Here is a 13,935-nt window from a genome sequence, read left to right on the forward strand (position 1 = left end):
GCCCGGCCGGATGGCCGTGGAACAGGTGGCCAGATGGCCCTGGAATGCCTGGCCAGATGAGAGCGGACTGGGTGGCCGGATGGCGTGGAATCCGCAGCCATCACCTTCCTAGCTCGATCAGGCGGTTTTTATTGTTTGCCATTCCTGGCTGACCAGCCCACAGGCGTTGCGCCGTAAGTTGAAAATGGCTTGTGGTAATTATGTGCGTGCAGAAAAAAACCGGCCTAAGCCGGTTTTTTTGTGTGCAGTGGGATCAGTTGTCTTCTGCGGCCATCTCGGCGTCGTGAGCGATCAATGCTACCAAGGCATTTTGCTGGCGGCGCGACAATTGGCGGAAGCGTTGCAGCAATTCGCGTTCATGCAGTGACAACTCAGGGCTGTCCAGGCGCATGTTCAGCTCATCACCCAGAGCGCTTTCCTGGAGCATGCTTTGCTCCAGGCGAGCAATGATCTCCGAGTTCATGCTGCGGTGATGGTTGCGGGCGACATCGGCGATACGTTCACGCATGCCATCAGGCAGGCGAACGACAAACTTGTCAGCGGTACGGCTGGAATAGAGTGCTGGTTTCATAGGGCGCGTACAGTAAACCGGTTAGTTCAAGAAAGCGATACTGGCAAAGAGCTATAGGATTGTCACCGGTTTGACCATCTTTAGCACTAACCGTTCAGCCAGAAAGCTACCTGTGTCTCATGTGACTTAATGGTCACTAGGTCGTTAATTTGACGCCATTTACATGACAGAGCTTGCGTCGGATAAAGGCTTTTTGCCAGCACCGGTTGTCAGAAATGTGCATTGCTGATCAAAACGTCAGTTATTGCCTGCTCCTGTAGAAAAAGCTTCAAGCAATGGTCACGCAAGTGTCACGCACCATTAATCGTGCTGACACAGGACTTGCCTACCTTGGTCTACACCAGAAGGCGGCGTTACGCCGTGGTGTAACCGCTAATAAAGGAGGCATTCCATGAGCGCAGTGATCCGGGTTGAGAACCTGAACAAAACGTTCGGCCGCAAACAGGCGCTGTTTGATTTAGCGTTGTCTGTCGAGCCCGGTGAAATGGTGGCGCTGATCGGGGCTTCCGGCTCTGGTAAGTCTACTTTGCTGCGTCACGTGGCTGGACTGGCCTGTTGTGACCGCAATGCTGGCGGTAACGTTCAGGTGCTGGGTCGCCAGGTGCAGGCCGACGGCAAACTCAACGGTGAGGTGCGCCGTTTACGTGCCGACATTGGCTACATCTTTCAGCAGTTCAACCTGGTCGGCCGCCTGAGCGTATTGCAGAACGTGCTGCTCGGTTGCCTGGGCCGCATGCCGCGCTGGCGCGGCAGCCTGGGTTTGTTCAATGCCGAAGAAAAGCAGCGTGCCTTGCACGCACTGGCCCGTGTCGGCCTGGCTGATCTGGCCTTGCAGCGCGCCTCAACCTTGTCTGGCGGTCAGCAGCAGCGTGTGGCGATTGCCCGCGCCCTGTGTCAGCGCGCCAAAGTGATTTTGGCCGATGAGCCGATTGCCTCGCTCGACCCTGAGTCCGCACGCAAGGTCATGCAGATTCTTGCCGACATCAACCGCGAAGACGGCACCACGGTGGTGGTCACCCTGCATCAGGTTGACTACGCCATGCGCTATTGCCGACGCGCCGTGGCCTTGAAGGCGGGCCGTATTCATTACGACGGCGCGGCTGCCGAACTGCATACCAACTTCCTTAACGATCTGTACGGTGCCGAGCTCCTAACCGAGCCGCAAACCGAAGAGAAGCCGCGCCGTGCGCGCAAGGCAAAAGTTCCGCTGGCTCTGGCCAAGGCCTGAGTTGCTACCTGTTTTGCCAACCCCTATCTGTCCATCTGCACTAGGAGTGCTTTGCATGTTCAAACGTATCAGTCGCATTCTCGCCGCGTCCACGCTGCTGGCTGGCTCTGTTCTGGGTGCTGCCCAGGCTGCTGAGCAAGAAATCAACTTCGGCATCATCTCCACCGAATCCTCACAAAATCTCAAAGCCATGTGGGACCCCTTCTTGGCTGACATGGGCAAGCTGACTGGCACCAAGATCAATGCATTCTTCGCACCTGACTATGCCGGCATCATCCAGGGCATGCGTTTCGACAAGGTTGATGTGGCCTGGTACGGCAACAAGGCCGCGATGGAAGCCGTTGATCGCGCTGGCGGTGAAGTGTTCGCCCAGACCGTCGCAGCCGATGGTTCGCAGGGTTATTACAGCTTGATGGTGGCGCACAAAGACAGCCCGATCACGTCGATCGAAGACATGCTGAAAAACGCCAAGACCCTGACCTTCGCCAACGGCGACCCAAACTCCACCTCGGGTTTCCTGGTGCCGGGCTACTACGTGTTCGCTCAGAACAACGTTGATGCCAACAAAATCTTCAAGCGCTCGCTCAACGGTAGCCATGAAGTCAACGCGCTGTCGGTGGCCAATAAGCAAGTGGACATCGGCACCTTCAACAGCGAAGGCATGCAGCGTCTTGAAGTGACTGCGCCAGACAAAGCCGCCCAGCTGAAAGTGATCTGGACCTCTCCGCTGATCCCGTCTGACCCAATGGTATGGCGCAAGAACCTGGACGACGCGACCAAAGCCAAGCTGCGTGATTTCTTCATGACCTACGGCGACAAGCCGGCGGAGAAAGACGTGCTGGCCGGTTTGCAGTGGGCCAAGTTCAAGGCATCGACTGATGACCAACTGCTGCCGATTCGCCAGCTGGAACTGTTCAAGCTGCGCAGCGAAGTCGCTAACAACGACAAGCTCAAAGCCGACGACAAAGCCGCCAAGCTCAAAGAGTTGGATGCCGAGTTGGCCAAGCTGGAAAAGCGCATGGCTGAAATCGCCAAGCAAAGCCCTGCCAGCGCTGGTTAATCGCAGTTCTCGACCCGCCGGCCTCGGCGGGTCGTTTTCTTCTGCCGCTTGAATCGAGATGTTGTTATGACCACTTTGACCACCGCCCCCGTGCCTGACCTGACCGCCAAACGTTCGTGGTTGCAGTTGATTGGCTGGGGGCTGTTCTTCGTTGTGTTGGCTTGGTCCTGGGAAGGCGCGGAAATGAATCCGCTGGCCCTGGTGCGTGACTCTAGCAACATGGCGACCTTTGCCGCGGACTTCTTTCCGCCCGATTTCAGTAACTGGGAGCTGTATCTCAAAGAGATGATCGTCACCGTGCAGATCGCCTTGTGGGGCACGGTGCTGGCGATTGTCTGCGCGATCCCGCTGGGCATTCTCTGCTCAGAAAACATCGTGCCGTGGTGGGTCTATCAACCCATTCGCCGGGTGATGGACGCCTGCCGTTCGATCAACGAAATGGTCTTCGCCATGCTCTTTGTGGTGGCGGTTGGCCTGGGGCCGTTCGCCGGGGTGCTGGCGCTGTTTATCGGCACCACTGGGGTGCTGGCCAAACTCTTCGCCGAAGCGGTCGAGGCCATCGATCCGGGCCCGGTTGAAGGTGTGCGCGCCACTGGTGCAAGCGCGCTGCAGGAAGTCATCTACGGGGTGATTCCGCAGGTGCTGCCGCTGTGGATTTCCTACTCGCTGTACCGCTTCGAGTCCAACGTGCGCTCGGCAACCGTGGTCGGCATGGTCGGTGCGGGTGGCATCGGGGTGATTCTCTGGGAAGCGATTCGCGGCTTCCAGTTCGCCCAAACCTGCGCCTTGCTGATCGTGATCATTCTGGTGGTCAGCTTGCTGGACATCATTTCGCAGCGCCTGCGCAAACAATTTATCTGAGGGAGCCGGGTGCCTGCGGGCGCCCGTTTTTAAGCATGCACTTGTCTAGACAACCCGAGCCGTTGTACCGAGAACTGGCCGCCGTGCTGCGTGATGAACTGCAGCGCATGAACCCCGGCGACTACTTGCCCGGCGAGGTTCAGTTGGCGGCGCGCTTTGCAGTGAATCGACACACCTTGCGCCGGGCGGTGGATGAGTTGGTGCTCGAAGGTCGCTTGCTGCGCCAGCAGGGCAAGGGCACGCAGGTGCTGGCCAAACCACTGATTTACCCAATGCAGGCCGGCAGTGCTTACAGCGCTTCGCTCTCGGCGCTTGGCCACAAGGTCGAGGCGCAATTGCTGGAAAGCCGCCTGCGCCCGGCCAGCTGCGAGGAGCGCGAGTACCTGCAATTGCCCAGTGCTGCGCAACTGCTGGAGCTGAGCACCTTACGCCTAATTGAAGGCCAGCCCGTCAGCTTGATTCGTCACGCCTTCAGCAGCGAACACGCCGAATTGCTCGCCGACTACCAGGGCGGCTCGCTTCGCCAGTACCTAAGCCAGCGCGGCCTAGCGCTGACGCGCACCTTCAGCCTGATAGGCGCACGGCTACCGAGTCGTGAAGAAGCCGCTCGTCTGATGATGCCCAAACATGCGCCGCTGCTGAGCGTGCAAACCCTTTCCCGTGATCTGGCCGGACGGCCGGTGGAGCTGTCGTTATCGACCAGCCGCGCCGACCGCTTCCAATACCAGCTCGCCCTTTGATGGAGGCTTGTTGATGAACCGCGATGTTTCGCAAAGCAACGTGCTGCACAGCGACCCGCAGATCGCCACGCGTCAGCGCTGGATGGGTGTACTCGCCCGTGCTGGCGCCGACTTGGCCACTTACGAGTCGGTGTTGAAGGAAGTCGATTACCGCCTGATTCGCGCCCCGGAAATCGGCATGACGCTGGTACGCGGACGCATGGGCGGCACCGGCAGCCCGTTCAACCTCGGTGAGATGAGTGTGACCCGTTGCATGGTGCGCTTGGCCGACGGCCGCACTGGTTACAGCTACGTGGCGGGTCGCGACAAGCAGCACGCCGAACTGGCGGCCCTGGCCGATGCGCACTTGCAAGGCAGTGAGCAGGCGCACTGGCAGCAACGCTTGATCGAACCCCTGGCCGCGGCACAGCGCGCCCAACAAGCGGCCAAGGCCGCCGAAACCGCCACCACCCAAGTGGAATTTTTCACCCTGGTCCGAGGAGAAGACTGATGAACGCGGCGAATAGCTCGCAATGGCTGCAACCGGCTTTCAACGACCCGGTGCTGGACGCGCAAACCAGCTTTCGCAGCGCCCTCAAGGCGCTGGCCGAGCCAGGTCTGACGCAACCGCTGAACCGCGCCCTGGCTTTGGAGAACCTCCACCCGGCGACTTACGCCCTATGCCTGGCGTTTCTTGATGGCGACACGCCGCTGTGGCTGGCGCCGTGTTTCGACACCCCGGCTATCCGCGCCAACCTGGCCTTTCACTGCGGTTGCCCGATTGTTGCCGAGCGCGAGCTGGCGCTGTTTGCCCTGCTTGATGAGCGCGAACTGAGTGACCTGTCGGCGTTCGACAATGGCAGCGAGCGCTACCCCGATCAGTCCTGCACCTTGCTGATTCAACTGGATGCGTTAAGCGGCGGTGCCGCATTGCGTTGGCGTGGTCCGGGCATCAAGGACGTGCGCAACGTCGAGTTGCCGCTGCCGGCGGTGTTCTGGCAGCAGCGTCAGGCGCGCAGTGCGTTTCCCCGTGGCCTGGATGCCTTCTTCGCCGCTGGCGAACAGGTCATTGGCCTGCCGCGCAGCACCCGTGTGTTGCTCAATGCCGAGGAGGCTGCCTGATGTACGTAGCCGTTAAAGGTGGCGAACGCGCCATCGATAATGCCCACTTGCTGCTGGCAAAAAAGCGCCGTGGTGATACGGCCATCCCTGAGCTGAGCGTGGCGCAAGTGCGCGAGCAAATGCCGCTGGCGGTGGCGCGGGTGATGAGCGAAGGCTCGCTGTACGACCCGCAGTTGGCCGCACTGGCCATCAAACAAGCCGCCGGCGATCTGATGGAGGCGATCTTCCTGCTGCGCGCCTACCGCACCACGCTGCCGCGCTTTGGTGCCAGCGCTGCGCTGGACACCACGCAGATGCAGCTGTCGCGGCGCATCTCGGCCACGTTCAAGGACTTGCCCGGTGGCCAGTTGCTCGGCCCGACCTTCGACTACAGCCATCGTCTGCTGGATTTCGCCCTGCTGGCCGAGGGCGAACAACCGGGACCGCAGATTGATCCGCAGGCTGAACGGTCGCCGTGCCCACGGGTACTGGATTTTCTTGCCGACGAAGGCTTGATGGCCCGCGAAATCGATGAGGGCACTGCCGTGCCGGATATCACCCGCGAACCGTTGGACTTTCCCGCCAGCCGCGCCGAGCGTTTGCAGGCGTTGGCCCGAGGCGATGAAGGCTTCCTGCTGGCGCTGGGTTATTCCACCCAGCGCGGTTACGGGCGCAATCACCCTTTTGCCGGTGAGATTCGCATCGGCGAGGTCGAGGTCTGGCTGGAGCCGGAAGAACTCGGCTTTGCCGTGCCGCTGGGCGATATCGAAGTGACCGAGTGCGAGATGGTCAACCAGTTCGTTGGTGAGAGTGCCGAGCAGGCGCAGTTCACCCGTGGGTATGGTCTGGCTTTTGGCTATGCCGAGCGCAAAGCCATGGGCATGGCCCTGGTCGACCGTTCGCTGCGTGCGGCGGAGTACAACGAAGAGGTCGAAGGCCCGGCGCAGCAGGAAGAGTTCGTGCTGATGCACTGCGACAACGTCGAGGCCGCCGGCTTCGTCTCGCACCTGAAATTGCCGCACTACGTCGACTTCCAATCCGAGCTGGAGCTGATCCGCGCTGCCGAGGAGCAACGCGCATGAATACGAATGAAATCTACACGCGTAGCGAGCCTGCTTCAGTCGTGGGCGGCCGGAGCGCAGGCACCGGAATGTACGACGTTGTACATGAGGATGCCGAGCACCGCCCGCACGCGAATCAAGCTGGCGCAGTAGCGTGTGAGGTGGGGTACAACTTTGCTTATCTGGACGAGCAGACGAAACGCATGATCCGCCGTGGTCTGCTCAAGGCTGTTGCGGTTCCCGGTTATCAGGTGCCCTTCGGTGGCCGCGAGATGCCGCTGCCCTATGGCTGGGGCACCGGCGGCATGCAACTGACCGCCGCGATTCTCGGCGCTGACGATGTGCTCGCGGTGTCGATCCGCCGCTTCTTCGCCCGCACTGCCGGAGTCAAAACCACCACGCGCACGCCGGAAGCAACGGTAATTCAGACCCGTCACCGCATCCCGGAAACACCGCTGAGCGGCGATCAGATCATGGTCTACCAGGTGCCGATCCCTGAGCCGCTGCGCTTTATCGAGCCCTCGGAAACCGAGACCCGCACCATGCATGCGCTGGAAGATTACGGCGTGATGCACGTGAAGCTGTACGAGGACATCGCCACCTTCGGCCATATCGCCACCAGCTACGCCTACCCGGTGACGGTGGATGAGCGCTACGTGATGGACCCGTCGCCGATCCCCAAATTCGACAACCCCAAGCTGCACATGAGTCCGGCGCTGATGCTGTTCGGTGCGGGCCGCGAGAAGCGCCTGTATGCCGTGCCACCGTTCACCCGCGTGGTCAGCCTGGACTTCGAAGATCACCCCTTCGAAATCCAGCGTTGGGACGAGTGCTGCGCCTTCTGTGGCAGTCACGATTCCTACCTCGACGAGCTGATTGTCGACGACGCCGGGACCAAACGCTTCGTCTGCTCCGACACCGATTACTGCATGCAACGCCGAGACCTTGAAGAGGAGGGCGAGCAATGAGTGCTGCCGAGAAATTGCAGTTGCACAGCGAAACGGCGCAGCCGCTGTTCAGCGTGCGCGACCTGACGCGTCTGTACGGCCCGGAGAAGGGCTGCCAGGGCGTGTCGTTCGACCTGTACCCGGGCGAAGTGCTCGGCATCGTTGGCGAGTCCGGTTCGGGTAAGTCGACTCTGCTCAGCCTGCTCTCCGGGCGCTGCCCGCCGGATCGCGGCACGGTCAGCTATAGCAACACGACCGGCAACTGGGTTGATCTGTACAGCGCCAGTGAAGCGCAGCGGCGCACGCTGCTGCGCACTGAGTGGGGCTTTGTCGAGCAGAACCCGCGTGACGGGCTGCGTATGGGCGTGTCGGCCGGGGCCAATATCGGCGAGCGGCTGATGGCTCAGGGCGTGCGCCACTACGGCGAACTGCGCGCAGCCGGTATCGACTGGCTGCAGCAGGTGGAGATCGACCCACTGCGCATCGATGACCTGCCGCGCACCTTCTCCGGTGGCATGCAGCAGCGCTTGCAGATCGCACGCAATCTGGTGTCCAGCCCACGGCTGATCTTTATGGACGAACCCACCGGCGGCCTGGATGTGTCGGTGCAGGCGCGCCTGCTCGACCTGTTGCGCGGCCTGGTGCGTGAGCTGGATCTGGCGGTGGTGATTGTCACCCACGACCTGGCGGTGGCGCGCCTGCTGGCGGATCGGCTGATGGTGATGCGCCGATCCCATGTGGTCGAGGCCGGGCTCACCGACCAGATTCTCGATGACCCGCAGCATCCCTATTCGCAGTTGCTTGTGTCGTCTGTCCTGCAGCCATAAGGCGGTGCTTATCTCCCCTCTCCCGCATGCGGGAGAGGGGCCGGGGGAGAGGGCCTGTGCAGCGCACCGAGTCGTCTGTAACACCCTCTCCCCAGCCCTCTCCCATGCATGGGAGAGGGGGCAGATCGCGCATGGCATCGGCAAATTATTGGTATCTGAGGTTTTTATGAACAACCTGATTGAGGTCTCTGGCCTCAGCAAGACCTTCACCCTGCATCAGCAGCACGGCGTGGTGCTGAATGTACTGAGCGGGCTGCATTTCAGCGTGCGTGCCGGCGAATGCCTGGTGCTGCACGGCCAGTCAGGCGCCGGCAAGTCAACCTTGCTGCGCACCCTGTACGGCAACTACCTGGCTGCGGGCGGCAGCATTCGCGTGTTGCACAACGGCGCATGGGTTGAGCTGGTGGGTGCCGAACCGCGTCAGGTATTGGCGGTGCGTCGGCAGACCCTGGGCTATGTCAGCCAGTTTCTGCGGGTGATTCCCCGTGTCTCGACCCTGGATGTGGTGATGGAGCCGGCTTTGGCCCGAGGCTGGAGCAAGGCGGATGCCGAGGCACGGGCCAAGAGCCTGCTCAGCCGGCTGAACATTCCGCAGGCCTTGTGGCAACTCGCCCCCGGCACCTTCTCCGGCGGTGAGCAGCAGCGGGTGAATATCGCCCGCGGCTTTATGGTCGCCTGGCCACTGATGTTGCTGGATGAACCCACCGCCTCCTTGGACGACGCCAATCGTAAGGTGGTGTTGGAGCTGATTGCTGAAGCCAAGGCCGCTGGTAGCGCGCTGATTGGCATCTTCCACGACCGCGCCGCCCGTGAGGCGGTGGCCGACCGTTACCTTGATATGAGCCAGAGCATGGGCGCAGCAGCGCAGCAGGAGTATGTGTATGCCGGTTGAACAGATTTTCACCAATGCCCGCATTGTCACTGCCGATCAGGTGTTTGTCGGCACCCTGGTGCTGCGTGACGGCCTGATTGCTCAGGTAGAAGAGGGCGTCAGCGGCTTGCCGCAGGCGCAGAATCTGGACGGCGATTACCTGCTGCCCGGCCTGGTCGAGTTGCACACCGATAACCTGGAAAAATACATGAGCCCGCGTCCCGGGGTGGACTGGCCCTCGGCCTCGGCGGTGCAAACCCACGATGCGCAGATTGTCTCGGCTGGCATCACCACGGTGTTTGACGCCCTGGCGATTGGCGATGTGAACCCGCGCGGCAAGCGCATGCAGCAACTGCCGGACATGCTCGAAGCGATTGCTGCCGCCGCCGAAGCGGGCCACATGCGCGCCGATCACCGCCTGCACTTGCGCTGCGAAGTCTGTCACCCCGATACCTTGGCGGTGTTCCGTGACTTGGTGGATCACCCGTTGGTCAAGCTGGTCTCGGTCATGGACCACTCCCCCGGCCAGCGCCAGTTTGCCAAGGAAGACAAATACCGCGAGTACTACATGGGCAAATACCACCTCAGCGAAGCCGAGATGAATGCCTTTATCGAAGAGCAGGTGGCCAACTCGCGCGCGTTCAGCGACAGCCATCGCCGTGCCATTGTCGCGGACTGTCAGGCCCGTGGCTTGTCGCTGGCCAGCCATGACGACGCGACTCTGGCCCACGTGCAGGAGTCGGCCAGTTTCGCCATGTCCATCGCCGAATTCCCTACCACTCTGGAGGCGGCCAAGGCCAGCCATGAGTTGGGCATGAAGGTGTTGATGGGCGCGCCGAACATCGTTCGTGGCGGCTCGCATTCGGGCAATATCGCCGCCGCCGAACTGGCTCAGCATGGCGTGCTGGATATCCTCTCCAGCGACTACTACCCGGCGAGCCTGTTGCAGGCGGCCTTGCTGCTGGCCGGGCAGGACAACGCGTATGATCTGCCGCGCGCCATCGCTACCGTCAGCCAAGTGCCAGCTCAGGCGGCGGGGCTGGATGACCGTGGGGAGATCCGCGTGGGGCTGCGCGCCGATCTGTTGCAGATGCGTGTGCAGGATGGGCAGGCGTTGATCCAGCAAGTCTGGCGACAAGCAAAAAGGGTGTTCTGATGACAGGCCGGTTGATCTATCTGATGGGGCCTTCAGGCTCGGGCAAGGACAGCCTGTTGGATGCCGCACGCGAGCGTCTGGCCGCGCGTGGCTGTGTGATTGCCCGGCGGGTCATCACCCGCTCGGCCGAAGCCGTGGGCGAGGACGCCATTGGCGTGTCGCCGGCCGAGTTCGACCAGCAGGAAGCGGCCGGCGCCTTTGCCCTGAGCTGGCGTGCCAACGGCTTGGCTTACGGCATTCCCCGGCAGATCGACGACTGGCTGGCCGCCGGGCAGGATGTGCTGGTCAACGGTTCGCGCGGTTATCTGCCTCAGGCGCGCGAGCGTTATCCCGAACTGCTGGCGATCCTGCTGCAGGTTGATGAAGCAGCACTGCGTCAGCGTCTGCAAGCGCGCGGTCGGGAAAGTGCCGAACAGATCGAGGCCCGCCTGGCACGCAGCCGCGAACTACAGGCGGATGCTGCTTGCTCCCCTCTCCCGCGTGCAGGAGTTAGAGTGACGCAGGATGCCCAAGCCGAGGGGCCGGGGGAGAGGGCCGAGGTTGACCCGCAATACCTGCTGAATAACTCCGGCCCGCTCGATCAGACCGTAAGCCGATTGCTGCTATTGCTGAGCGATGCCCGCGCATGCGCCTGACCCTGCTCGGCACCGGCGATGCCCGTCAGGTGCCGGTGTACAACTGCAGCTGCGCGGCCTGCGCCAGTGCGCGCCTTACCCCGGCGCTTCGTCGCGGCCCCTGTTGCGCCTTGATCGAATGCGGCGCGCAGCGCTGGCTGATCGACTCGGGCCTGACCGATCTCACCGAGCGCTTCCCGCCCCATAGCCTGAGCGGCATTCTGCAAACGCACTACCACGCCGATCACGCTCAGGGCTTGCTGCACCTGCGCTGGGGCCAGGGGCTGATTATTCCGGTGCACGGCCCGGATGACCCGGAAGGTCTTGCTGACCTGTACAAGCACCCCGGTATTCTCGATTTCAGCCAGCCGTTTGCGCCCTTCGAGCAGCGGCAGCTGGGTGAGTTGAGCGTCACGGCGCTGCCGCTGAATCACTCCAAGCTGACCTTTGGCTACTTGCTGGAGGGCGACGGCCGGCGTATCGCCTATCTGACCGACACCCTCGGCGTGCCCGACGCCAGCGGCGAGGTGTTGCGCCAACAGCCGTTGGATTTGCTGGTGCTGGATTGCTCCACCGCGCCGCAACCCATTGCCCCGCGCAACCACAACGACCTGACCCGCGCGCTGGAAGTTGTCGAGCAGTTGCAGCCAAGGCAAACCGTGCTGACCCATATCGGCCACAGTTTCGACACTTGGCTGCTAGAACATCCCGACGCCTTACCAGCGGGCGTGAGTCTGGCCTTTGATGGGCGGGTGTTATGAATAACGCCCGCCGCATCACCCTGCTGCTGTGCGGTGCGGAAACCCTCGGCATGGCCGGTTTCGCCCTGTTCGCCGCCTTGCTGCCGGACTTTCAAGCGTTGTGGGGGCTGAGCAACACGCAGGCGGGCTGGATCGGTGGCGGTTTCTTTCTCGGTTACATGGTTGCAGTGCCGATCCTTACCGGGCTGACGGATAAATACGACGCGCGGCTGATCTACCTGGCGGCGATGCTGCTGACAGCTGTGGCCAATGCGGGATTCGTATTTGCCGATGGTTTTTGGTCCGCGCTGGCCTGGCGGGTGCTGGCGGGCGTCGGTTTGGCTGGCACCTACATGCCGGGGCTCAAGGCACTGTCCGAGCGTATTGAGGGGCCAGCGCAATCACGGGCGGTGGCGTTCTACACGGCGAGCTTCGGTTTGGGCACAGCGCTGTCCTTTATCCTCGCCGGTGAGTTGGCCAAGTTTGGTGGCTGGCAGTTGCCGACCCTGCTCAGCGGTGTGTGCGCGCTGCTGGCCTGGGCCATGGTCTATTGGGGGTTGCAACCCAAAGCCGTGGTGCAGCATGAGTCGCGTAAATTGCTGGATTTTGCCCCGCTAAAGAATCGTGCTGTTGTCGCCTACTGCCTGGCCTACGCGGTGCATAACCTGGAGCTGTTCGCCATGCGCGCTTGGGTGGTGGCCTTTGTGGTGTTTTCCGGGCAATTGCAGGGCCGCGATCCTTGGTTGTCTGGCACCTGGGTGGCGATGCTGGTGACTTTGATCGGCATGCCCGCGAGCATCTTCGGCAACGAACTGGCACTGCGCTTTGGTCGCCAGCGCTGGCTGATCGCGGTGATGCTCAGTTCAACCGTGCTGGCGCTGTTTATCGGCCTGAGTGCAGCTCTGCCGTTCTGGCTGATGTTGCTGCTGGTGCTGCTTTACAGCATCACCGTCACCGCCGACTCCGCCTCGCTGACGGCGGGGTTGATTACCGCTGCGCCGGCCAGTCACCGGGGCACGGCCATGGCGATTTATTCCTGCACCGGTTTTAGCGGCGCCTTCCTCGGTCCGCTGCTGTTTGGCATCAGCCTGGATGTGTTGGGCGATCAGAGCCTGTTGGGCTGGTGGGCGGCCTTTGCCTTGATGGGCCTGCTATTGCTGCTCGGTCCGCTGGCATTGTGGTGGGCGGGCAAAGCGCAGTCAGAAAGCGCTCTGCGGCAGTCGCGTGCGGAGGCTATGTAGATTGGCTATGTGGGAGGGGCTTTAGCCGCGACAAGCAGTAGCCTTTAAAAACTATCGCGGCTAAAGCCCCTCCCACAATGTTCAAGCCCGTAGCCCGGATGCAATCCGGGGAATTGTGCCGCCTATGCCCCGGATTTCATCCGGGCTGCAACACTGCTCAATCCAGCGGCAACTCGGTGGTGCGCTTCACCTCGCTCATGGCGATGTGCGAGTGCGCTTCGTGCACGTGTGGGCGTTGCAGCTCGTAGCCCGGATGCAATCCGGGGCATAGGCGGCACAATTCCCCGGATTTCATCCGGGCTACAAAATTGCCTAATCCAGCGGCAACTCGGTGGTGCGTTTCACCTCGCTCATCGCGATGTGCGAGTGCGCTTCGTGCACATGCGGGCGTTGCAGCAGGTGGTCGCGCAGAAAGCGCTCGTAGCTGGCGATGTCTTTGGCCACCACCTTGAGCAGGTAATCCGAGCCGCCGGCCATGGTGTAGCACTCCAGCACTTCGGGATAACCCACCACGGCTTTTTCAAACTCTTCCAGGTTGCTGCGCCCGTGTGCCGAGAGCTTGATATCGACAAACACGGTGATGGCAAAACCCAGCTGCTTATGGCTGAGCAGGGCCACTTTGCGCTCGATCAGCCCGTCTTCCTGCATGCGGTGGATGCGCCGCCAGCACGGCGATTGTGACAACTCCACCTTTTCAGCGATCTCGGCGGCGGACAAGTCAGCGTTGTGCTGCAGCAGGCGGAGAATCTTGCGGTCGATGGGGCTGAGTTTTTCTTGCATGAAAGTTCCGCGTTTTTTGTTTTTGTTGGATTAATCATGCGCAGTATCTGCAAAAGAGCCAGAAAATAGGAAAAATTTCTCAGCACTGCTCGGTCATATTTTTAGCCAGTCGTTGCGCGCGGCGATCCCGCACGCAACAGAACAGGGTGGCACCCACC

At 61.6% G+C, this 13,935-nt stretch carries 16 protein-coding genes, 1 other RNA gene and 1 pseudogene; 14 read left to right on the top strand and 4 right to left on the bottom strand.

The features are described from left to right. Positions 1-253 precede the first annotated feature (253 nt). Positions 254-571 (bottom strand): Arc family DNA-binding protein, encoded by a 318-nt coding sequence (locus tag AUK77_RS17965; RefSeq protein ID WP_296132536.1) that lies wholly within the window; start codon positions 569-571, stop codon positions 254-256. Positions 572-962: 391 nt separating this feature from the next. On the opposite strand from AUK77_RS17965, the gene phnC reads away from it, so the two are divergent. From phnC to AUK77_RS18000, 7 genes are all read left to right on the top strand, one after another. Further along, entirely contained in the window at positions 963-1,799 is an 837-nt protein-coding gene (phnC, locus tag AUK77_RS17970) for a phosphonate ABC transporter ATP-binding protein (RefSeq protein WP_296132539.1), read from the top strand. A 55-nt stretch (positions 1,800-1,854) separates the two neighbouring features. Then, positions 1,855-2,859 carry a phosphonate ABC transporter substrate-binding protein gene (gene phnD / locus AUK77_RS17975; RefSeq protein WP_296132542.1) on the top strand — a complete coding sequence of 335 codons (1,005 nt, stop codon included), beginning with the start codon at positions 1,855-1,857 and terminating at the stop codon, positions 2,857-2,859. A gap of 66 nt (positions 2,860-2,925) precedes the next feature. Then, the gene (gene phnE / locus AUK77_RS17980; protein WP_296132544.1) at positions 2,926-3,720 is read left to right on the top strand and encodes a phosphonate ABC transporter, permease protein PhnE; all 795 of its coding nucleotides are present in this window, start codon (positions 2,926-2,928) and stop codon (positions 3,718-3,720) included. A gap of 35 nt (positions 3,721-3,755) precedes the next feature. Further along, a complete protein-coding gene (phnF, locus tag AUK77_RS17985; protein ID WP_296132546.1) occupies positions 3,756-4,460 on the top strand; it encodes a phosphonate metabolism transcriptional regulator PhnF in 705 nt (234 codons plus the stop codon). 13 nt (positions 4,461-4,473) lie between these two features. Then, complete coding sequence (phnG, locus tag AUK77_RS17990; protein ID WP_296132549.1) at positions 4,474-4,950, top strand: phosphonate C-P lyase system protein PhnG; 477 nt, start codon at positions 4,474-4,476, stop codon at positions 4,948-4,950. Beyond that, a complete protein-coding gene (gene phnH / locus AUK77_RS17995) occupies positions 4,950-5,561 on the top strand; it encodes a phosphonate C-P lyase system protein PhnH (RefSeq protein WP_296132552.1) in 612 nt (203 codons plus the stop codon). Before phnG ends, phnH begins: the two co-directional genes overlap by 1 nt. Beyond that, entirely contained in the window at positions 5,561-6,622 is a 1,062-nt protein-coding gene (locus tag AUK77_RS18000; protein ID WP_296132557.1) for a carbon-phosphorus lyase complex subunit PhnI, read from the top strand. The genes phnH and AUK77_RS18000 overlap by 1 nt, the downstream gene beginning before the upstream one ends. 4 nt (positions 6,623-6,626) lie before the next feature. On the opposite strand, the gene AUK77_RS18005 is transcribed toward AUK77_RS18000, so the two are convergent. Beyond that, positions 6,627-6,708, bottom strand: a non-coding RNA gene (locus tag AUK77_RS18005) — sX9 sRNA. Between the two features lie 54 nt (positions 6,709-6,762). On the opposite strand from AUK77_RS18005, the gene AUK77_RS18010 reads away from it, so the two are divergent. From AUK77_RS18010 to AUK77_RS18040, 7 genes are all read left to right on the top strand, one after another. Then, on the top strand, positions 6,763-7,569 hold the full coding sequence (locus tag AUK77_RS18010) for an alpha-D-ribose 1-methylphosphonate 5-phosphate C-P-lyase PhnJ (protein WP_296132558.1): 807 nt from the start codon (positions 6,763-6,765) through the stop codon (positions 7,567-7,569). After that, the gene (gene phnK, locus AUK77_RS18015) at positions 7,566-8,375 is read left to right on the top strand and encodes a phosphonate C-P lyase system protein PhnK (protein WP_296132560.1); all 810 of its coding nucleotides are present in this window, start codon (positions 7,566-7,568) and stop codon (positions 8,373-8,375) included. The genes AUK77_RS18010 and phnK overlap by 4 nt, the downstream gene beginning before the upstream one ends. A 166-nt stretch (positions 8,376-8,541) precedes the next feature. Continuing rightward, a complete protein-coding gene (gene phnL / locus AUK77_RS18020; RefSeq protein WP_296132563.1) occupies positions 8,542-9,267 on the top strand; it encodes a phosphonate C-P lyase system protein PhnL in 726 nt (241 codons plus the stop codon). Further along, entirely contained in the window at positions 9,257-10,402 is a 1,146-nt protein-coding gene (locus AUK77_RS18025) for an alpha-D-ribose 1-methylphosphonate 5-triphosphate diphosphatase (protein ID WP_296132565.1), read from the top strand. The genes phnL and AUK77_RS18025 overlap by 11 nt, the downstream gene beginning before the upstream one ends. Further along, entirely contained in the window at positions 10,402-11,037 is a 636-nt protein-coding gene (gene phnN / locus AUK77_RS18030; protein WP_296132568.1) for a phosphonate metabolism protein/1,5-bisphosphokinase (PRPP-forming) PhnN, read from the top strand. The genes AUK77_RS18025 and phnN overlap by 1 nt, the downstream gene beginning before the upstream one ends. Then, positions 11,028-11,777: a phosphonate metabolism protein PhnP gene (gene phnP, locus AUK77_RS18035; protein ID WP_296132570.1), complete on the top strand. Its 750-nt coding sequence runs from the start codon at positions 11,028-11,030 to the stop codon at positions 11,775-11,777. The genes phnN and phnP overlap by 10 nt, the downstream gene beginning before the upstream one ends. Continuing rightward, a complete protein-coding gene (locus tag AUK77_RS18040; protein ID WP_296132572.1) occupies positions 11,774-12,997 on the top strand; it encodes an MFS transporter in 1,224 nt (407 codons plus the stop codon). The genes phnP and AUK77_RS18040 overlap by 4 nt, the downstream gene beginning before the upstream one ends. 157 nt (positions 12,998-13,154) lie before the next feature. On the opposite strand, the pseudogene AUK77_RS18045 reads toward AUK77_RS18040, so the two are convergent. Next, positions 13,155-13,244, bottom strand: a pseudogene (locus tag AUK77_RS18045) (AsnC family transcriptional regulator); the annotation flags it as partial. Between the two features lie 65 nt (positions 13,245-13,309). Beyond that, positions 13,310-13,777 (bottom strand): Lrp/AsnC family transcriptional regulator, encoded by a 468-nt coding sequence (locus AUK77_RS18050; protein ID WP_296132575.1) that lies wholly within the window; start codon positions 13,775-13,777, stop codon positions 13,310-13,312. Positions 13,778-13,935: the final 158 nt, after the last annotated feature.

Source organism: Pseudomonas sp. Ga0074129 (assembly GCA_001465025.1).
Lineage (GTDB): Bacteria > Pseudomonadota > Gammaproteobacteria > Pseudomonadales > Pseudomonadaceae > Aquipseudomonas.

Bases quoted from the DNA above. Each gene is read 5' to 3' on its own strand.
- AUK77_RS17965 (WP_296132536.1), bottom strand. From the start codon at position 571: ATGAAACCAGCACTCTATTCCAGCCGTACCGCTGACAAGTTTGTCGTT.
- phnC (WP_296132539.1), top strand. From the start codon at position 963: ATGAGCGCAGTGATCCGGGTTGAGAACCTGAACAAAACGTTCGGCCGC.
- phnD (WP_296132542.1), top strand. From the start codon at position 1,855: ATGTTCAAACGTATCAGTCGCATTCTCGCCGCGTCCACGCTGCTGGCT.
- phnE (WP_296132544.1), top strand. From the start codon at position 2,926: ATGACCACTTTGACCACCGCCCCCGTGCCTGACCTGACCGCCAAACGT.
- phnF (WP_296132546.1), top strand. From the start codon at position 3,756: ATGCACTTGTCTAGACAACCCGAGCCGTTGTACCGAGAACTGGCCGCC.
- phnG (WP_296132549.1), top strand. From the start codon at position 4,474: ATGAACCGCGATGTTTCGCAAAGCAACGTGCTGCACAGCGACCCGCAG.
- phnH (WP_296132552.1), top strand. From the start codon at position 4,950: ATGAACGCGGCGAATAGCTCGCAATGGCTGCAACCGGCTTTCAACGAC.
- AUK77_RS18000 (WP_296132557.1), top strand. From the start codon at position 5,561: ATGTACGTAGCCGTTAAAGGTGGCGAACGCGCCATCGATAATGCCCAC.
- phnK (WP_296132560.1), top strand. From the start codon at position 7,566: ATGAGTGCTGCCGAGAAATTGCAGTTGCACAGCGAAACGGCGCAGCCG.
- phnL (WP_296132563.1), top strand. From the start codon at position 8,542: ATGAACAACCTGATTGAGGTCTCTGGCCTCAGCAAGACCTTCACCCTG.
- AUK77_RS18025 (WP_296132565.1), top strand. From the start codon at position 9,257: ATGCCGGTTGAACAGATTTTCACCAATGCCCGCATTGTCACTGCCGAT.
- phnN (WP_296132568.1), top strand. From the start codon at position 10,402: ATGACAGGCCGGTTGATCTATCTGATGGGGCCTTCAGGCTCGGGCAAG.
- phnP (WP_296132570.1), top strand. From the start codon at position 11,028: ATGCGCCTGACCCTGCTCGGCACCGGCGATGCCCGTCAGGTGCCGGTG.
- AUK77_RS18040 (WP_296132572.1), top strand. From the start codon at position 11,774: ATGAATAACGCCCGCCGCATCACCCTGCTGCTGTGCGGTGCGGAAACC.
- AUK77_RS18050 (WP_296132575.1), bottom strand. From the start codon at position 13,777: ATGCAAGAAAAACTCAGCCCCATCGACCGCAAGATTCTCCGCCTGCTG.